The sequence below is a fragment of the Amaricoccus sp. genome, assembly GCF_047602525.1.
Taxonomy (GTDB): Bacteria; Pseudomonadota; Alphaproteobacteria; order Rhodobacterales; family Rhodobacteraceae; genus Amaricoccus.
The window spans coordinates 575,186-592,140 of record NZ_JASGHB010000001.1; the positions used below are offsets into that span (position 1 = coordinate 575,186).

A 16,955-nucleotide genomic window follows, 5' to 3' on the forward strand; every position below is an offset into this window, starting at 1 on the left:
GCCCCATGTTCCAGACCGCGCTGACCCTCAAGGACATCGCCTTCCTGATGCAGGGCGCCGGGATGACCCTGCTCATCACCGCGGTCTCTGTGGCGGCTGGCACGGTCCTCGGCATCCTCTTCGGGGTGATCCGGGTGCAGGCCGGGCCGATCCTCGCCGCACCGCTCACCTTCGTGCTCGACATCTTCCGCTCGGTGCCGCTCCTCATCCAGCTCGTGGTGGTGAACGCCTTCCAGTCGATCGCCAAGGTCGGCTGGAGCCCCTTCACCGTCTCCTGCCTGGTGCTCGGGCTCTATACCTCAGCCTATTGCGCCGAGATCGTGCGGGGCGGGATCGAGGCGGTGCCGGCGACGACGCGCCGCGCCGCGCGCTCGCTCGGGATGACCTGGCGGCAGGACATGGCCTATATCGTCGCGCCGCTCGCGCTCCGGGTGTCGGTGCCGGCCTGGATCGGGCTGACGCTTGGGGTGATGAAGGATTCCGCGCTGGTGCTCTGGCTCGGGATCATCGAGCTGCTGCGCGCCTCGCAGATCCTCGTGACCCGGTTGCAGGAGCCCCTGATGATCCTGACGATCTGCGGCGCCATCTATTTCCTCATCAGCTTTCCCGTCGCCCGGCTCGGCGGGTATCTCGAACGACGGTGGTCGCCCCATGATTGAGATCGAAAACGTCCGCAAGTCCTTCGGCCTGCTGGAGGTGCTGAAGGGCATCGACCTGACCGTCGCCCGCGGCGAGGTGCTGACGGTCATCGGCGGGTCCGGCTCCGGCAAGTCGACCCTGCTCACCTGCATCAACGGGCTGGAGCCGATCGATTCAGGGCGCATCCGCATCGACGGGACGGAGGTCCACGCAAAGGGGACGGACCTCAACAAGCTGCGCCGCAAGGTCGGCATCGTGTTCCAGCAATGGAACGCCTTTCCCCACCTGACGGTGCTGGAAAACGTCATGCTCGCCCCGCGCAAGGTCCTCGGCCTGTCGAAGGCCGAGGCCGAGGAGATCGCGGTGCGCCAGCTCGGCCATGTCGGCCTGGCGGAGAAGCTCAAGGTCTACCCGAGCCGCATGTCCGGCGGCCAGCAGCAGCGCATGGCGATCGCCCGCGCGCTCGCCATGTCGCCGGAATACATGCTCTTCGACGAGGTGACCTCGGCGCTCGACCCGATGCTGGTGGGCGAGGTTCTCGACACCCTCCGCATGCTCGCCTCCGAGGGGATGACGATGATCTGCGTGACCCACGAGATGAAGTTCGCCCGCGAGGTCTCCGACCGGGTCGCCTTCTTCCATCAGGGGGTCATGGCCGAGATCGCGGCGCCGGATGCGCTCTTCGGTGCGCCGCAGAACCCCGAGACCCGGACATTCCTGGCGGCGACGCTGTGAGCGCTGCGCCCGATGTCATCGTCATCGGCGCCGGTGTCGTCGGCCTCTCGGCGGCGCTGGCGTTGCAGGCCCGCGGGCTTACCGTCACCGTCCTCGACCGCGAGGGGCCGGCGGCCGGCGCCTCCGCCGGCAATGCCGGGGCCTTCGCTTTCACCGATATCCTGCCGCTCGCGTCGCCGGGGCTGCTGCGCAAGGCGCCCGGCTGGCTGCTCGATCCCCTTGGCCCGCTCAGCATCCCGCCGCGCTATGCACTGAAGGTCGCGCCCTGGATGCTGCGGCTCGCCCGCGCCTGCGCGCCGGAGCGGGTCGCCGCCTCCGCGGCCGCCCAGACCGCGCTCATGGATCTTTCCAAGGCCGAACTCATCCCCTTCCTTGCGGCCACCGGCACCGGGCCGATGCTCCGCAAGGAGGGCAACCTGCAAGTCTACGAGGGCGAGGCGGAGTTCGCCGCCTCGCTGCCCGGATGGCAGGCCCGCGCCGACCACGGCATCGCGTTCCGCCACCTGACCGCGGCGGAGATGGCCGGGGTCCAGCCCGGCCTCGCGCCGCGCTTCACCCACGGGACCTTCACGCCGGGCTGGTATTCCATCGCCGACCCGCGGCTCTACACCCTCGCCCTCGCGGACCGCTTCCGTGCGCAGGGCGGCACGCTCGAGCGGGCCGAGGCGACGGCGCTCCTCCCGGTCGAGGGCGGCGTCGAGGTCGCGGCCGGCGAGACCCGTCGCGCCGGCCGTGTCGTCCTCGCCGCCGGCGCCTTCTCGCATCGCCTCGCCCACACCCTGGGCGAGCGCATTCCGCTGGAGGCGGAGCGCGGCTACAACACCACCCTGCCGGCAGATGCGCTCGACCTGCGCACGCAGGTCACATTCGGCGGCCACGGCTTCGTCGTCACCCGCCTTTCCACCGGCATCCGCGTGGGTGGGGCGGTGGAGCTCGGCGGGGTCGACCTGCCTGCAAACTTCGCGCGCGCGGACGCGATGCTGCGCAAGGCGGCCGCCTTCCTGCCCAGCCTGCGGACCACCGGCGGCGAGCAGTGGATGGGCTTTCGCCCCTCGCTGCCCGATACCCTGCCGGCGATCGGCCCGGCCCGCGCCACGCCCCGCGTCACCTATGCCTTCGGCCATGGCCATCTCGGGCTCACGCAGTCCGCCGGCACCGCACGGCTTGTCGCTGACCTCGTGACGGGCGCGGCCCCTGCGATCGACCTCGCCCCCTTCTCGCCGCAAAGGTTCTGAAGCCCATGGCTACGCATACCTTTTCCTGCATCGACGGCCACACCTGCGGCAATCCCGTTCGGCTCGTCGCCGGCGGCGGGCCGCGGCTCGACGGCGCGACGATGCTGGAGAAGCGCGCGCACTTCCTGCGCGACTACGACTGGATCCGCACCGGGCTGATGTTCGAGCCGCGCGGCCACGACATGATGTCGGGCTCGATCCTCTATCCGCCGACGCGGGACGATTGCGACGTGGCGGTGCTTTTCATCGAGACCTCCGGCTGCCTGCCGATGTGCGGCCACGGCACGATCGGGACCATCACCATGGGGATCGAGAACGGCCTCATCACCCCGCGCGCGCCGGGGCGTCTCGCCGTCGACGCGCCTGCGGGGCGGGTCGAGATCACCTATCGGCAGGAGGGCCGCTTCGTCGAGGAGGTGCGCCTGACCAACGTCCCCGGCTACCTCCACGCGGAGGGCCTGACCGCGGAGGTCGAGGGGCTCGGCGAGATCGTGGTCGATGTCGCCTACGGCGGCAACTTCTACGCCATCGTCGAGCCGCAGAAGAATTTCCGCGACATGGCCGACCACACGGCGGGAGAGCTGCATCGGCTGGTCCCCGAAGCTCCGCGCCGCGCTCAACGCGAAGTACGAATTCGTCCACCCGGAGCACCCGGAGATCCGCGGCCTCAGCCACATCCAGTGGACCGGCGCGCCCACCGTTGCGGAGGCACACGCCCGCAACGCCGTCTTCTACGGCGACAAGGCCATCGACCGCTCCCCCTGCGGCACCGGCACGTCCGCGCGCATGGCCCAGCTCGCCGCCAAGGGCCGGCTCGCCGTCGGCGACGAATTCGTGCACGAGTTGATCATCGGCTCGCTCTTCAAGGGCCGGATCGAGGCGGCGGCCTCCGTCGGCGGGCATCCCGCCATCGTGCCGTCCATCGCCGGCTGGGCGCGGTTGACGGGGTACAACACCATCTTCATCGACGACCGCGATCCCTTCGCCCACGGCTTCGTCGTCAGATGACCGCCGCCCTGCGCATCCTCCCCGGCACCGCCGCCGGCCCGATCCTCGCCACGCCGGAGCCCCTGAGCTTCTGGGGCGGCGTCGATCCGGCGACGGCGCGCGTCATGGACGTGCACCACCCGCTCCATGGCGCGACGATCGCCGGTTCCATCCTGATGATGCCGACGACACGCGGCTCCTGCACCGGGTCGGGCGTGCTCCTCGACCTTGCGCTCACCGGGCGCGCGCCCGCCGCGCTGGTCTTCGAGGAGGCGGAGGACGTGGTGACGCTTGGCGCGATGATCGCCGCCGAACTCTACGGATGCCGCGTGCCGGTGTTGCGCCTCGCCCCTGACGCCTTCACGGCGCTCGCACGGGCCGAGGCGGCGGAGATCGGCCCGGATGCGATCCGCGCCGGGGGCTTCACCCTGCCGATCGCCGAGGTCGACCCGGCGGCGCTGGCGCTCTCCGACGACGACCGCGCCATGCTCGACGGGCGCGACGGCCCTGCCGTGGCGCTTGCCATGCGGGTCATCGCGGCCATGGCGCGGCTGCAGGGCGCCGAGGGGCTGACGGACGTCACCCGCGGCCATATCGACGGCTGCATCTACGCGAGCCCCGCGAACCTCACCTTCGCCGAGACGCTGGCCGGCATGGGTGCCCGCGTCCGGCTGCCGACGACGATGAACGCCATCTCCGTCGACCGTGCCCGCTGGCAGGAGCAGGGGGTGCCGCCCGACTTTGGCGGCCCGGCTGCGCGGCTCGCCGACGCCTACGTGCGGATGGGCTGCCGGCCGACCTTCACCTGTGCGCCCTACCTGCTCGACGCGCCGCCGGTGGAGGGGGAGGCCATCGCCTGGGCCGAGTCGAACGCGGTCGTCTATGCCAACAGCGTGCTCGGCGCGCGCACGGCGAAGCACCCGGATTTCCTCGACCTCTTTATCGCGATGACGGGCCGTGCGCCGCTCTCGGGCGTCTACCTCGACGAAGGTCGCCGGGCGCGGCGCGTCATCGACGTGGAGCTGCCCGAGGGGGCGGACGATGCGTTCTGGCCGCTCGTCGGCTATCTTGCGGGCCTCGCGTCGCCCGACCGCATTCCGCTGCTGCGCGGCCTCGCCGGCGGGCGCCCCCGACCCGACGACCTGAAGGCGTTCTGCGCCGCCTTTGGCTCGACCTCCGCCGCGCCGATGCTGCATATCGAGGGCGTAACCCCGGAGGCGGCCGGGGCAGGGGAGGCGGATCGCACCGCCATCACCGCCGTCGACCTCGCCCGTGGCTGGCAGGCGCTCGCCGCCGGCCCTGAGGAAGTCGATCTCGTCGCCGTCGGCAGCCCCCACGCCTCTCTCACCGAATGCCGGGCGCTCGCCGCCGCGCTCGCCGCCGCGCTCGACGGCGGGCCACGCGCGCCCGAGGTCGCCGTCATCGTCACCGCCGGGCGCGACACAATCGCCGCGGCGGAGGCCGAGGGCACGCTCGCCCGTCTTGCCGCCGCGGGCGTGCAGGTTCTCCCCGATCTCTGCTGGTGCTCGATCCGTGCGCCGCTGCTGCCGGAGCGGACGCGCGCGATCCTGACGAACTCGGGCAAGTATGCCCACTACGGCCCCGGCCTGTCCGGGCGGCCCGTGCGCCTCGGCAGCCTCGCCGACTGCGCCGCCGCCGCCCGCACCGGCCGCGCGCCCCGTGGCCTGCCACAGTGGCTGACCTCCCGGAGCCCGACATGACCATCGAGACGACCAGAAACCGCTTCCGTCTCGCCTCTGCATGACGGAAGCGGGCGCCTCGTCGCCTTTGGCCCAAGCTGCGGAACGATGTGGAGGAGCGCGTTGCCGGCGCCGCGGCCGACGTCACGCCCCGCCCGCGGGACTGGCAACCCGCGGATTGGCAACCCGCAGACTGGCAACGTGAAGATCGCCGACGCTCCAGCCCGCATCATTGCAGGCCGGCGCCGTCGTGCGCTCCGCTAGACTTCCTGCAGGCCGAGGAACTGGCGAAGCTCCGGCGTCTGCGGCGCGGCGAAGACCGCTTCCGGCGGGCCGAGTTCGTGGACCTTGCCGAGATGCATGAACATCACCCGCGAGCAGACCTCGCGCGCGAAGCGCATCTCGTGCGTGACCATCATCAGCGTCATGCCCTCGCGCGCGAGTTCCTTCACCACCGCCAGCACTTCCGCCACCAGTTCGGGGTCGAGCGCCGAGGTGATCTCGTCGCACAGGAGCGCGATCGGCTCCATCGCCAGCGCGCGCGCGATCGCGACCCGCTGCTGCTGGCCGCCCGAGAGCTGGTCGGGATAGCTGTCGAACTTTCCCGCGAGGCCGACGCGATCGAGCATCCGGCGCGCCATCGCCTCGGCCTCGTCCTTCGGCGTCTTCTTCACCACCATCTGGCTCAGCATGACGTTGCGCCCGGCGCTGAGGTGCGGGAACAGATTGAACTGCTGGAAGATCATTCCGACCTTCAGCCGAAGCGCCCTGAGCGCGGTCTCCTGTGGCAGGAGAGGGGCGCCCGCGACGTTGATCGAGCCGGAGTCGATCGTCTCGAGCCCGTTCACGCAGCGCAGCAGCGTCGATTTCCCCGATCCCGACTTGCCGATGATCGCGATCACCTCGCCCGGCTCGACCGAGAGGTTGGTCCCCTTCAGGGGGATCCATCCGCTCGGCGTCACCGATCCGCCGCCGGCCAAGCCCGTCGGGGTCTATGTGCTCGACGAGCGGTCGCGGGATCCTCAGGTCATCGACCTGGGAAACCGCATTCGCGAAGCAGCGCGTCGATGCCCGAAGATTTCACCGGACGCGACCAGTCCGGGGCCGGACGACGAGTAGGTCTGCAACGGGCGACGCCCAGCGGCAGCGCGGATGCAGTTCGCCACCACCGGGACGATGCCGGCCGCCACCCATGCGGTCAGCGGCCGTCCGTGGATCGCCCCGACGAACTACGTGCGGAAGATGCCAGCGAGAGGCCGGCACCGTGGTGAAGTCGCCGCCGTCCATCGACTGGATGACGCAGAGCATCGCGACAAGGAGCGCCTCGACCGCTACGGCGGGCGGCGCCAGCGCATGGAGCACGATCCGGAAGCCGAAGAAGATCAGTAGACGTCGCGGGTGTAACGCTTTTCCTGCTGCATCCGCGCAACATACTCGGTCGCCTTCTCCGCGCTCATGCCGCCGTGCGTGGCGATGACCTGTTGCAGCGCGGTGTCCACGTCCTTCGCCATGCGGCCCGCATCGCCGCAGATGTAGAAGGCGGCGCCGTCTTCCAGCCAGCGCCAGAGTCCGGCGCCTTCCTCCACCATCCGGGTCTGCACATAGATCTTCTCCTCCTGATCGCGGGAGAAGGCCGGGGCCGGTGACCGGGATATTGCAGCTCGCCCCCTTGGTGCAGAGGCGGCCGAAGTTCGTCGGGTGGCTCTTGTTCCCCGAGATCTTGGTGATCTTGCCGCCCGCGACTTCCATGACGATGCCGCAGCCCACGCCGCAAGAGGGGCACACGCTCTTCACGGTTGTCTTCGACAAGGCGCACCTCCAGAACAAAGCGGCACCAAAACCCCTCCCATCGCTGAGAAGAATCCATGGCGCCGTTGCCTGTGCCCGCTGCTGGGCACGGTGTGCTCTTGCGCGCCGTTGCGCTTGAGGATGTCCCTCCGATTTCTCGGGAGCTGCTGTTGCGCCGCAACAAGAATCTCGCGCTGGACAGGCGGAGCCGCGCGTTTGCTCAACAAGCGGTCAGCGGCCTCCTGGAAATTGGGCATATCTCGTCTGATCGGGACGCAGGCATTAGGTCGAATGGTACATAACGCATGTGATTCGAGGCTGCAGACCGCTGACGACCTCCAGCCTCGCCAGGAGCCCGGTCGGGAGGGCGATGCCGGGGGGCGCTGTGATGACGACTGTTCCCCGGGACCTCCTCCAACTCCCCTCAGCCGATCTCGAAGTCGCCCGGCTGCGGTGGAGCGATGGGACGAAAGACTGTCCGATCGGGCTTGATGTCGAGGAGCGGGGTGCCGTCCAGGCAGTCGAGCCCCCGGACAAGCAGGGTGTCGCCACCCTCTATCCCGACGAGCCGGACGATCGACGTGCCGATCGGGTTGGGGCGCACTGGCGAGCGTAACGCGAAGGTGCCTCGGACAAGGCCGTTGTTCGCAGGACTTTGCAGGACGAGATCGCGGCGCGACATGTGCAGCCAATAGAGCACTTCCAGAAGCGCGAAATCGGCGACTCCGGCGAGCGCCGCGGTCCATGGCGCGTCGACCTCGATCCGGCAGACCGGGCCGTCCTGCCGGCCCTGGCGCGGCGCCAGCATCCGCGATGTCCACGGTGTCCTTATGCGGCCGATGAAGGCGAGGGTGGCGTCGGCTGGCGGGTCGGCCACGGCGGCCTCGCCGGGGCGGATCTCGTTCTCGCGGACCATCGGACAGGCCTCCCGTTATCTCTGGTCGAAATGTCGATCCACCTCGGGATTCGACAAATCTTGCCTGGTCGGTTCCCTTCGATATGGTCATTCGGAATGATCGAAAGGTGACCCGATGACAGTAGACGCAGCAGCCCTTTCCACCTGCAAGGTCGTCGATGAGGGTGAGCGGATCACACTCGGCGTCATTGACGCCGCGGGCAAGCCCACCGAGCTGTCGCTCTCCATGTCGGACGCGTCGGCCGTCGCCATGACACTTCCCCGCCTCCTTCGGATGGCGCTCGGGAGCCGCTTCGGGGACGATACCTTGCGCTACGTCTTTCCGCTCGACAGCTGGCAGATCGAGGTCGGCGGCGACGGGCGCACGCTGATCCTCACCATGACGACGAAAGGGGGCTTCGAGGCGTCCTTCGGTCTGGAGCCCGGCTTCGTGCAGTCGCTGAGCTCGGCGCTGGCGGACCCGTTTCCCGAGGCGGCGCTCACACGGTCGAGGATCAGGAACTGACTTCGGCGCGGCCCGAGAACGGCGCCGAGGCACTCGCGTTCCCTGCCGCACGTCGGTCGGTCGTGGTCGGGAGGGCGCGCGTGCCAGCTACGGCCGGCGCCTGCCGCGAACGTCCCCGGCGTGCGCCCGTCGCCCTTGCAGCGGCGCCGGGCAAAGGCTCAACGTGACGCGAGCCAGGCCCACAGGGACGGAGACCCTACCCATGTCCGCGATCAGCCTCCGCATCGACCTCGAGACTGACGGCCGGATCGGTCCGGGCAAGGTCGAGCTTCTGGAACATATCGCCAGTCAGGGCTCGATCTCGGCCGGCGCCCGCGAGATGGGCATTTCCTACAAGCGAGCCTGGCTGCTGGTGGAGGACATGAACCGGGTGTTCCGCAAGCCCGTCGTCACCGGCAAGAAGGGCGGCCAGCACGGCGGCGGCTCGGAGCTGACCGCGATCGGCCTCGCGATCGTCACCCGCTACCGGGCGATCGAGCGCGCCGCCGCCGCTGCAGCCGCCCCGCACATCGCCGCCCTCCGCGCCGAGATCGACGGCGGGTGAGCGGCGGGCCGCCGTTCGCCGACGCTATACAGTCCGGACGGCGCGCGTTATGTTCTGCCGGCGCTAACGCCGCCAATGTTCGCGGCTTGCCACAGGGCGATCGCCCGGAAGAACGTGCGGGTGGGAGCCGCGCCGTCCATGACCGGAGGGCGCGGGAAACCGGCGGGTCGCGCGAGACAAGAGACGCCGCGGAAAGTGGCGGACACGAGGAGGAAATCCGTGAACGAGGTCGAGTTCTTTCGCGAGGCGAAGGTCCCCTGCGAGAAACATGCCGGTCAGCTGCAGCCCGAAGAGGCCCGGGTTCTTCCGATCCATGGCCCGGGATCGGTCGATGCGGCCCGTCCCTCCGCGGAAGGCAAAGCACGGGCGGGGTCAGCGCGGCGCGGGCAGTCAGGGCGCTCCTCGCCGCGGTCGGCGCCGACCACCGCGACGTGCCCCTCGGCCATGCCGACGGGGCGCCAGTCTACATCCGCGCGTCGCGGCACCCGACCATTGACGTCGCGCCCGGCCGCGGCATGTTTTCGCTCGACAACGGCCGCGAGCGGCGCTTCCTCACACGCTCGACGCCGTGTGCGGTTCCCCGGTGATTGACCCGCCCGGGCAACGCCGCCGTCAGATATCAAGGGAGAGACGACCATGATCGAGAAGCGCGCATTCTACATCGACGGCGCGTGGGTGGCTCCGGCCGTGCCGCGCGACTGCGCGGTGATCGACCCGGCGACGGAGGAGCCCTGCGCGGTGATCTCGCTCGGCGACCGCGCCGACACCGAGGCCGCCGTTGCTGCGGCGAGCCGCGCCTTCCCCGGCTGGGCCGCGACGCCGCCGGCCGAGCGCAAGCGCCTCGTCGCGGGCATCCTCGCCCAGTACGAGAAGCGCGCCGAGGAGATGGCCCAGGCGATCAGCCTCGAGATGGGCGCACCGATCGACCTCGCCCGCAAGTCGCAGGCGCCCTGTCTGCCGTGGCACTTCAAGGGCTTCCTCGACGCCTTCGACGCGATCGAATGGATCCGCCCGCTGCGGGCAGACACCCCCCACGATCGCATCGCGCTGGAGCCGATCGGCGTCGTCGGGCTGATCACGCCGTGGAACTGGCCGATGAACCAGGTGACGCTCAAGGTCATCCCGGCGCTGATGGCGGGCTGCACCTGCGTGCTGAAGCCGTCGGAAGAGGCGCCGCTCTCCTCGCTGCTCTTCGCCGAGTTCGTCCACGACGCGGGGCTGCCGAGGGGCGTCTTCAACCTCGTGAACGGTGATGGCGCCGGCGTGGGGAGCCAGCTTTCCGTGCACCCGGACGTCGAGATGATCTCCTTCACCGGCTCGACCCGCGCCGGCCGGGCGATTTCGAAGAATGCCGCCGAGACGCTGAAGCGGGTGACGCTCGAGCTGGGCGGCAAGGGCGCGAACCTCGTCTTCGCCGACGCTGGCGAGGCGGCGGTGGTGCGCGGCGTCAGGCACCTGTTCAACAACTCCGGCCAGTCCTGCAACGCGCCGTCGCGGATGCTGGTCGAGCGGTCGTTCTACGACGAGGCCGTCGAGATCGCCCGCGGCGTCGCCGAGGCGACCCGCGTCGGCTCGCCGCGCGAGGCGGGCGGACACCTCGGGCCGGTGGTGAACGAGCGGCAGTGGACGCAGATCCAGGGCTATATCCAGAAGGGCATCGACGAGGGCGCCCGCCTCGTCGCCGGCGGCCTCGGCCGGCCGGAGACCCTGAACCGCGGCTTCTACGTCCGCCCGACGGTCTTCGCCGACGTGGTGCCGGGGATGACCATCGAGCGCGAGGAGATCTTCGGCCCGGTCCTGTCGATGCTGCCTTTCGACAGCGAGGACGAGGCGGTGGCGATCGCCAACGACACCGCCTATGGCTTGACCAACTACGTCCAGAGCGCCGACGGCGCCCGGCGCAACCGGCTGGCGCGGCGCCTGCGCGCCGGCATGATCGAGATGAACGGCGAGGCCCGCTCGCTCGGCGCGCCGTTCGGCGGCATCAAGGCGTCCGGCCGGGCGCGCGAGGGCGGGGTCTGGGGGATCGAGGAGTTCACCGAGGTCAAGGCGATCTCCGGCTGGGATGCCGACGTCAGCGTCGCCGCGGAGTAGGGCGGTCGTTCTCGACGGCCGGGCCCGGTCACGTGCCGGGCCCGGCAATGAACCGCGAAGCTGCGCGCGTGCTGGGGAGCGTGTTCGCGGAAGGCTTGCGGCGCGAAGCTCAGGGCCTCGCCGTCCCGGACGATCGAGGCGAAGTCGCTGATCGGCGCGGCGACCTCTGCCGGCGGCCGGAAGATCAGGCTGCCGGTGGCACTTTCGGGATGGGCGGCGACCGGCGCCACGATCGACGCGTGGCGGCCAAGCCGGCGAGCTTGCCCAGCATTCGGATCGAGCCGACTCCCAGCAGCGGGGGGCCTCGGCAAGAGTGTCGAGGATCGGCTGGATGGCTTCGCGGATCGTGAGGTCAAGTCGGCCGATGGCGACGGGATGGACCTGACCCCGGTCTTTCGTCCCGGGCCGACTGGAATCTCGGCCTGAGAATTGCCCGTTGCATGTCGAGGCGTGTGGCGTGGCCGCCGGGGTGCGGCAGCGCCGCCGGCGCCGGCAGCCGGCGGAACTGCTTCGCGTCCCGGCTGTCCTGCGCCAGCCGCCGAAGATCGTCGCTGCTCAGATCATCCCGAAGCGCGATTGCCGCAGCCATGGCATGGCCCCGTCGCTTGTCCGGGATACCCCTGCCGGCGCGCTGGTATCTGGAGGCCCGCGGCTCGCTGGTTCCCGGACGGGATCGGGGCACCTGGGGCGTTCTCTGCCGGGACTTCACGGCAGGAAATGGAGCTGTTGCGACAGCTTCGCCGCGATGCGTGCGCAGGACGCCTTCAGGGCCTCCAGCGCCTCGTCGTGGCGGTTGTCCCGGTTGTGGCGGTTGACGAAGGCGATGATGATCGCTGCGACCGCGTGGCCGTCGGCCCCGAGGATCGGGCAGCAGATGTCGGTGATGCCGACGAAGTCGCGGCTCGCGTGGAGTTCGTGGCCGCGGGCGCGGATCGCCGCCAACTGGTCGGCGAGCGCCTTGCGGTCGACCGGGGCCTTTGCCGCGCAGTCGTCGATGATCCGCGCCGCGACCGCCGGGTCCTGAAAGGCGAGGATCACTTGGCCCGACGTCGCGTCGGCCGCGAGGCGCCCGTAGCCGAGGCGCAGCGTGAAGGCCATGTCGGAGCCGCCAGGCACCGCCGCGGTCACGACGGTTTCGCCGCGGCTCACCACCACGAGGTGCGGCGACTGTCCCACCGTCTCGGCGATGGCCGCCATCTCGGGCATCGCCGCCGTCATCAGGTCCTGTGCGCGCGGAGTGCGAAGGCCCAGCCGAAACAGACGGTCAGTCAGGGAGAAGGCATCCGTTTCGGGGTTGCGCTCGATATAGCCGCGCTCCTGAAGCGCGAAGATCATCCGGAAGATCTCGTTCTTCGATCGGCCGAGCCCCTCGCCGATCATCGTCATCGTCATCGGCGCCTGCGCGGTGGCGAGCAGCTCCAGCACCTCCAGACCCTTGGTGAGAGCGGGCGCCGCGTAGCTGGGCCTGCCGGAATCCTGCGCCTCGTTGCTCATCGAATGTCCTCCGTGGCTGCGACGATACGGGATCGCGGCGGGGGGATGAACAGGTTTCATATTTGAGATTGACATCAAATATAAAACTCAACACGCTTGCGGTGTCGGGGAAACGGGGGGGCCGGAAACGTGACCGCTTTCGACACGGGCAGGACGCTTCTCACCCCGCGCCGGAACAGCGTCTTCTCCAGCGTCGACCTCGACCGTCCCGGAAAGCAGATCGGCACCTTCTGCATGCCGCAGTCGCCCCATGACGACGCCTGGGGCACCGTGCAGGTGCCGCTTGCGGTGATCGCGAACGGTGACGGGCCGACGATCCTTATCGAGGCCGGAAACCACGGCGACGAATACGAGGGGCCGATCGCGCTGGGCGAGTTGCTGCGCGAGATCGACCCGGCCGATGTCTCCGGGCGGATCATCGCGATTCCGGCAATCAACGTCCGCGCCGTCGAGGCCGGCACCCGCACCTCGCCGGTGGACGGGCTGAACTTCAACCGCTGCTTCCCCGGCGACTTCAACGGCACGCTCACGCAGCAGATCGCGGCTTACGTCCACGACTGCCTGTTCCCAATCTCCGACTATTTCCTCGACCTCCACTCCGGTGGCTCGTCGCTGATGATCCTGCCGTCCGCGATCATCGAGCCGTCACCGACCCCGGAGGGCCACCGCCGCAACATCGACGCGACGCTGGCCTTCGGGGCGTCAGCGCCATCCTGATCGACCCGATCGACAAGAACGCCGTCGTGCCGGCGATCAAGAAGGCGATCGACGCGGGCATTCCGGTCATCACCATGGGCAACAAGGTCGAGGGCGGCGGCAACTACTCGACGCTCTATCCCGACTACGAGAACATGGCGATGGTCGCCCGTGCGCTCGGCACCTCGCTCGGCGGCGAGGGCGAGGTCGCGCTCCTCGTCGGCTCCCGCGGCAACTTCGTCTCCGACACCCGGGAGAAGGGCTTCGTCGAAACGATGGCGAAGGAGTTCCCGAAGATCACCATCGTCGGCATCGAGCCGACCGGCTGGGACGCCGCCAAGGCGACGAATGCGGCGCAGACCTGGCTCACCACCTATCCCGACCTGAAGGGGATCGGCTGCATTTCCGACAGCCTCTGCCTCGCTGCCGACAGCGTCGCCACCTCGATGGGCACAGACCTTCTCTATGGCGGCTACGACGGCGACGCCGAGATGAAGGACATGATCGACAGCGGCAAGATGGTGATGGACGTCCTGACCGGCGCCTACCGCGTCGGGTACTGGAACATCGCCGTCGCGGCCCGGCTCGCTGGTGGCGAGGAACTGCCGAAGGACCTCTACATGCCGACCTACTTCGTGACTTCGGATGCAACCGCGGCGAAGCTGAAGGCGGGCGGCCTGAGCTTCGAGTCGATCAACACCGAGAAGGAAGCGGTCGAGGCGAAGAACTACACCGAGCAGCTCGGCCCGAAGGTCCCCGCCTCGGCGATGACCGTCGGCAAGTAGGCCGACCGCGCCGGCGCCGGTCGCGCCGGCGCCCCGGTTCCGGAGGGCCCCGATGATCGCCGCGCTTTTCCGACGCAACGAGCCGATCCTCGTCGGGGTGCTCGTCCTCGCCGTCGCCGTCTTCGGGGCGATCGACCCGCGGTTCCTCTCGGCGGGCAACTTCGTCAGCATCGCGCAGCAGAGCGCGGTGATCGCCATCGTCGCCTTCGCGATGACCGCCGTCATCATCGCCCGCGGCATCGACATCTCCGTCGGCAGCACCCTCGCCTTCGGCGGCGTCGCCGCCGGCCTCGGCTATGCCGCCACCGGCTCCGCCACCCTGACGCTCCTCGCCGCGGTCGCCGCGGGCGCGGCGATCGGACTCTTGAACGGCCTTCCGCTTCTCCTCGGGCGTCGAAGGCTGCCCGGCCGGCGACATGCACATGAACTTCGTCAGCCGCGCCGCCTGGCACGCGGTCGGCGGACAGCTCGGCTCGATCTTCTTCTGGGTGAACAAGTCCTATTCCCGCGGCCAGCTCCTGCTCGATGCCGCCGCCCCGGACGGCCCGCCGCGCATCGACTTCCGCATGCTCTCGGACGCCCGCGACCTCACCCGCCTCGCCGACGCCTTCGAGCGCGCCGTCGGCCTCGCCACCGACCCGAGCCTCGCCGCCACCGTTGGCGGGCTCTACGCCGGCGGCATGTCCGAGATCGGCAAGCGCTTCTCGAAGCCGACGCCCTTTGCCGCCACCGTCACCGCCATCAGCGCCACCGCGATCGACCTCGCCGGCCCGCTCCGCGAGCGCGCCTTTCCGCACATGCTCGCCAACTTCGACGACCCTCGCCGCCTCGCCGCCGACCGCCCCGCGCTCGAGGCCTATCTGCGCGAGACCGTCGGCGGGGTCTGGCACCCGTCCTGCACCTGCCGGATGGGGCCGGGCGGCGACGCGCTCGCCGTGACCGACCCGAGCGGCAAGGTCCGCGGCCTTGACGGCCTCTATGTCTCCGACGCCTCGATCATGCCGACGGTCCCCTGCGCCAACACCAATGTGCCGACGCTGATGATCGCCGAAAAGATCGCGGACGCGCTGCGGCGGCTGTAGCGCCGCGGGGGGTCAGCCCTTGATCGCGCCCGCGGTCAGGGAGCTCGAGATCTGCCGGTACATGACGAGGCCGAGAAGGGCAGGGGGCAGGGCGCCGAGGATCATCACGGCGGAGGCCGTCCCCCACTGCACCCCGCCGCCGCTCGCGGCGAAGAAGAACGAGGCCCCGACCGTCATCGGCACCGCCCGGCTCGTCGTCAGCAGCAGCCCGAACAGGAACTCGTTCCAGGCGGTGATGAACCCGAAGATGAAGGTCGTCACCAGCGCCGGCCGGACCAGCGGCCGGACGATGGTGACGAGGGTCTGCCACGACGACGCCCCGTCGATCTTCGCCGCCTCGTCGAGTTCCGCCGGCACCTCGGCGACGGCATTGACGAGGATGACGAGCGCCAGCGGCACGTTGACGATGGCGAGGATCAGCCCGAGCCCGACCCGCGTGTCGAGCAGGCCGAGCCACTGGTACATCATGTAGAGCGGGATCGCGAAGATGATGAGCGGCACCGCCCGGAGGTTGATGACGAGCGGCAGCATCACCCGCTGCCCGGTCTCGCTCCGAACGATCCCGTAGGCCGCCGGCAGCGCGAGCGCGATGGCGAGCGTGGTGCCGATCAGCGCCGCGACGAGGCTGTTGAAGAGATAGGCGTAGATGTTGAACCGCGTCGTGTCGGACAGCACCTTCGCATAGTTCGCGAGCGTCGGCGCCGCGATCCAGAGCGACGGGTTCGTCGCCGCCTCGCGCGCGCTCTTGAACGAGGTGACGAGCGTCGCGATGACCGGAAAGTTCATCGCCAGCACCGCCAGCCCGTAGACCACGATCCGCAAGGTGGACAGCGCCGCCTTCATGCCGCCCGCTTCCGCCCGAGCGCACCGATCCCGACGAGCAGCAGCAGCGCGGCGATGAAGAGCAGGATCGAGGCGGCGATCGCCTTTCCGATCGCGCCCTCCTTGAAGAACGCCTGATAGATGTAGATCGAGAGCGAGGTGGTCGAGCCGCCGGCGCCGCTTCCGGTCAGGGTATAGACGTTGTCGAACACCCGGAATCCGTCGATGAAGCGCAGGAAGAAGGCGATGGCGAGCGTCGGCGCCATCAGCGGCAGTTCGATCCACCGGAGCCGCGCCAGCGCCGACGCCCCGTCCATCGCCGCCGCGTCCCGCACGTCGCCGGGAATGGCGATGTAGGCGGCATGGAACAGCAGGAAGGCGAATGGCGTCCACTGCAGCGTCTCGACGACGACGAGCGTGCGAAAGGCGTTGTCCGCGTCGAGGAACGCCGGGCTCGATCCGGTCCAGAGCTGGAGATAGTAGGGCACCGGGCCCGCGAACTCGTGGAGCACCAGCCGGTACATGAGCCCGACCATCGCCGGCGCCACCATCAAGGGCAGCATCAGGGGGGCGAGGAGCACCGGCCTGTCGGTGAGGAGCGGCGCGAGGAAGAGCGCGAGAAACAGCCCGAGCGCGCACTCCGCGATCGCCGTCAGCAGTCCGAAGCGCAGCGAGAACCACACCGCCTGCCAGAATTCGCCGTCCCGGACGACGGCGAGATAGTTGGCAGCGCCCGCGAAGCTCGGGCTCCGCAGCGTCTCGAAGCGGACGTCCGAGACCGAGTAGACGACATTCACCACTGCGGGAAACCCGAGGAACAGCAGGAGAAACCCGACGAGAGGCGTCAGGTAGAACCGCCCCTCGGCCGGTTTCAGGATCGTCATCAGCCCTCGCCTCGAAGGGCCGGATGCGGGGTGCGCACCCGGCGCCGGG

Annotated in this window: 18 protein-coding genes and 2 pseudogenes; 13 read left to right on the top strand and 7 right to left on the bottom strand. The window is 69.7% G+C overall.

Going from position 1 to position 16,955, the window contains the following annotated elements; genetic code table 11:
• Positions 1–5 precede the first annotated feature (5 nt).
• From QM699_RS03275 to QM699_RS03295, 5 genes and pseudogenes are all read left to right on the top strand, one after another.
• Positions 6–659 carry an amino acid ABC transporter permease gene (locus tag QM699_RS03275; RefSeq protein ID WP_415009792.1) on the top strand — a complete coding sequence of 218 codons (654 nt, stop codon included), beginning with the start codon at positions 6–8 and terminating at the stop codon, positions 657–659.
• Positions 652–1,374 (top strand): amino acid ABC transporter ATP-binding protein, encoded by a 723-nt coding sequence (locus tag QM699_RS03280; protein ID WP_415009793.1) that lies wholly within the window; start codon positions 652–654, stop codon positions 1,372–1,374. The genes QM699_RS03275 and QM699_RS03280 overlap by 8 nt, the downstream gene beginning before the upstream one ends.
• Positions 1,371–2,609, top strand: a complete 1,239-nt coding sequence (locus QM699_RS03285; RefSeq protein WP_415009794.1) for an NAD(P)/FAD-dependent oxidoreductase — start codon at positions 1,371–1,373, stop codon at positions 2,607–2,609. Before QM699_RS03280 ends, QM699_RS03285 begins: the two co-directional genes overlap by 4 nt.
• A 5-nt stretch (positions 2,610–2,614) precedes the next feature.
• Positions 2,615–3,617 (top strand): annotated as a pseudogene (locus QM699_RS03290) (4-hydroxyproline epimerase).
• Positions 3,614–5,317 carry an aconitase X gene (locus QM699_RS03295; protein ID WP_415009795.1) on the top strand — a complete coding sequence of 568 codons (1,704 nt, stop codon included), beginning with the start codon at positions 3,614–3,616 and terminating at the stop codon, positions 5,315–5,317. Before QM699_RS03290 ends, QM699_RS03295 begins: the two are co-directional and overlap by 4 nt.
• Positions 5,318–5,556: 239 nt before the next feature.
• On the opposite strand, the gene QM699_RS03300 is transcribed toward QM699_RS03295, so the two are convergent.
• Entirely contained in the window at positions 5,557–6,258 is a 702-nt protein-coding gene (locus tag QM699_RS03300; RefSeq protein WP_415009796.1) for an amino acid ABC transporter ATP-binding protein, read from the bottom strand.
• 190 nt (positions 6,259–6,448) lie between these two features.
• Between QM699_RS03300 and QM699_RS03305 the strand changes: the two genes are divergently transcribed.
• Positions 6,449–6,685, top strand: coding sequence for a hypothetical protein (locus QM699_RS03305; protein WP_415012824.1), 237 nt, complete (start codon positions 6,449–6,451; stop codon positions 6,683–6,685).
• Here QM699_RS03305 and QM699_RS03310 read toward each other — a convergent pair.
• The 3 genes and pseudogenes from QM699_RS03310 to QM699_RS03320 all read right to left on the bottom strand — a co-directional run bounded on the left by QM699_RS03310 (position 6,679) and on the right by QM699_RS03320 (position 8,000).
• Positions 6,679–6,897 (bottom strand): hypothetical protein, encoded by a 219-nt coding sequence (locus QM699_RS03310; RefSeq protein WP_415012825.1) that lies wholly within the window; start codon positions 6,895–6,897, stop codon positions 6,679–6,681. The two genes, QM699_RS03305 and QM699_RS03310, sit on opposite strands and share 7 nt — an antisense overlap.
• A 67-nt stretch (positions 6,898–6,964) precedes the next feature.
• Positions 6,965–7,090: pseudogene (locus QM699_RS03315) on the bottom strand (hypothetical protein); the annotation flags it as partial.
• A 418-nt stretch (positions 7,091–7,508) separates the two neighbouring features.
• Positions 7,509–8,000 carry an SAM-dependent methyltransferase gene (locus QM699_RS03320; RefSeq protein ID WP_415009797.1) on the bottom strand — a complete coding sequence of 164 codons (492 nt, stop codon included), beginning with the start codon at positions 7,998–8,000 and terminating at the stop codon, positions 7,509–7,511.
• A gap of 115 nt (positions 8,001–8,115) precedes the next feature.
• Between QM699_RS03320 and QM699_RS03325 the strand changes: the two genes are divergently transcribed.
• From QM699_RS03325 to QM699_RS03340, 4 genes are all read left to right on the top strand, one after another.
• Positions 8,116–8,505, top strand: a complete 390-nt coding sequence (locus QM699_RS03325; RefSeq protein ID WP_415009798.1) for a hypothetical protein — start codon at positions 8,116–8,118, stop codon at positions 8,503–8,505.
• Positions 8,506–8,707: 202 nt separating this feature from the next.
• The gene (locus QM699_RS03330) at positions 8,708–9,049 is read left to right on the top strand and encodes a winged helix-turn-helix domain-containing protein (protein ID WP_415009799.1); all 342 of its coding nucleotides are present in this window, start codon (positions 8,708–8,710) and stop codon (positions 9,047–9,049) included.
• Complete coding sequence (locus QM699_RS03335) at positions 9,046–9,636, top strand: DUF779 domain-containing protein (RefSeq protein WP_415009800.1); 591 nt, start codon at positions 9,046–9,048, stop codon at positions 9,634–9,636. The genes QM699_RS03330 and QM699_RS03335 overlap by 4 nt, the downstream gene beginning before the upstream one ends.
• A 49-nt stretch (positions 9,637–9,685) precedes the next feature.
• Positions 9,686–11,143, top strand: a complete 1,458-nt coding sequence (locus QM699_RS03340) for an aldehyde dehydrogenase family protein (protein ID WP_415009801.1) — start codon at positions 9,686–9,688, stop codon at positions 11,141–11,143.
• A gap of 705 nt (positions 11,144–11,848) precedes the next feature.
• Here the strand turns inward: QM699_RS03340 and QM699_RS03345 are convergent.
• Positions 11,849–12,637, bottom strand: a complete 789-nt coding sequence (locus QM699_RS03345) for an IclR family transcriptional regulator (protein ID WP_415009802.1) — start codon at positions 12,635–12,637, stop codon at positions 11,849–11,851.
• A 129-nt stretch (positions 12,638–12,766) separates the two neighbouring features.
• Between QM699_RS03345 and QM699_RS03350 the strand changes: the two genes are divergently transcribed.
• From QM699_RS03350 to QM699_RS03360, 3 genes are all read left to right on the top strand, one after another.
• Positions 12,767–13,354, top strand: coding sequence for a succinylglutamate desuccinylase/aspartoacylase family protein (locus QM699_RS03350; protein ID WP_415009803.1), 588 nt, complete (start codon positions 12,767–12,769; stop codon positions 13,352–13,354).
• A gap of 26 nt (positions 13,355–13,380) precedes the next feature.
• Positions 13,381–14,118 (top strand): sugar ABC transporter substrate-binding protein, encoded by a 738-nt coding sequence (locus QM699_RS03355; RefSeq protein ID WP_415009804.1) that lies wholly within the window; start codon positions 13,381–13,383, stop codon positions 14,116–14,118.
• Positions 14,119–14,540: 422 nt separating this feature from the next.
• The gene (locus tag QM699_RS03360) at positions 14,541–15,200 is read left to right on the top strand and encodes a GMC oxidoreductase (protein ID WP_415009805.1); all 660 of its coding nucleotides are present in this window, start codon (positions 14,541–14,543) and stop codon (positions 15,198–15,200) included.
• Between the two features lie 12 nt (positions 15,201–15,212).
• On the opposite strand, the gene QM699_RS03365 is transcribed toward QM699_RS03360, so the two are convergent.
• Together QM699_RS03365 and QM699_RS03370 are read right to left on the bottom strand one after the other, a co-directional pair.
• Positions 15,213–16,043, bottom strand: coding sequence for a carbohydrate ABC transporter permease (locus QM699_RS03365; RefSeq protein ID WP_415009806.1), 831 nt, complete (start codon positions 16,041–16,043; stop codon positions 15,213–15,215).
• Positions 16,040–16,906: a carbohydrate ABC transporter permease gene (locus QM699_RS03370; protein ID WP_415009807.1), complete on the bottom strand. Its 867-nt coding sequence runs from the start codon at positions 16,904–16,906 to the stop codon at positions 16,040–16,042. Before QM699_RS03370 ends, QM699_RS03365 begins: the two co-directional genes overlap by 4 nt.
• Positions 16,907–16,955: the final 49 nt, after the last annotated feature.

Coding starts and splice junctions, on each gene's coding strand:
- QM699_RS03280 (WP_415009793.1), top strand. CDS start 652: ATGATTGAGATCGAAAACGTCCGCAAGTCCTTCGGCCTGCTGGAGGTG.
- QM699_RS03295 (WP_415009795.1), top strand. CDS start 3,614: ATGACCGCCGCCCTGCGCATCCTCCCCGGCACCGCCGCCGGCCCGATC.
- QM699_RS03325 (WP_415009798.1), top strand. CDS start 8,116: ATGACAGTAGACGCAGCAGCCCTTTCCACCTGCAAGGTCGTCGATGAG.
- QM699_RS03320 (WP_415009797.1), bottom strand. CDS start 8,000: ATGGTCCGCGAGAACGAGATCCGCCCCGGCGAGGCCGCCGTGGCCGAC.
- QM699_RS03275 (WP_415009792.1), top strand. CDS start 6: ATGTTCCAGACCGCGCTGACCCTCAAGGACATCGCCTTCCTGATGCAG.
- QM699_RS03345 (WP_415009802.1), bottom strand. CDS start 12,637: ATGAGCAACGAGGCGCAGGATTCCGGCAGGCCCAGCTACGCGGCGCCC.
- QM699_RS03370 (WP_415009807.1), bottom strand. CDS start 16,906: ATGACGATCCTGAAACCGGCCGAGGGGCGGTTCTACCTGACGCCTCTC.
- QM699_RS03365 (WP_415009806.1), bottom strand. CDS start 16,043: ATGAAGGCGGCGCTGTCCACCTTGCGGATCGTGGTCTACGGGCTGGCG.
- QM699_RS03340 (WP_415009801.1), top strand. CDS start 9,686: ATGATCGAGAAGCGCGCATTCTACATCGACGGCGCGTGGGTGGCTCCG.
- QM699_RS03305 (WP_415012824.1), top strand. CDS start 6,449: ATGCAGTTCGCCACCACCGGGACGATGCCGGCCGCCACCCATGCGGTC.
- QM699_RS03360 (WP_415009805.1), top strand. CDS start 14,541: ATGAACTTCGTCAGCCGCGCCGCCTGGCACGCGGTCGGCGGACAGCTC.
- QM699_RS03330 (WP_415009799.1), top strand. CDS start 8,708: ATGTCCGCGATCAGCCTCCGCATCGACCTCGAGACTGACGGCCGGATC.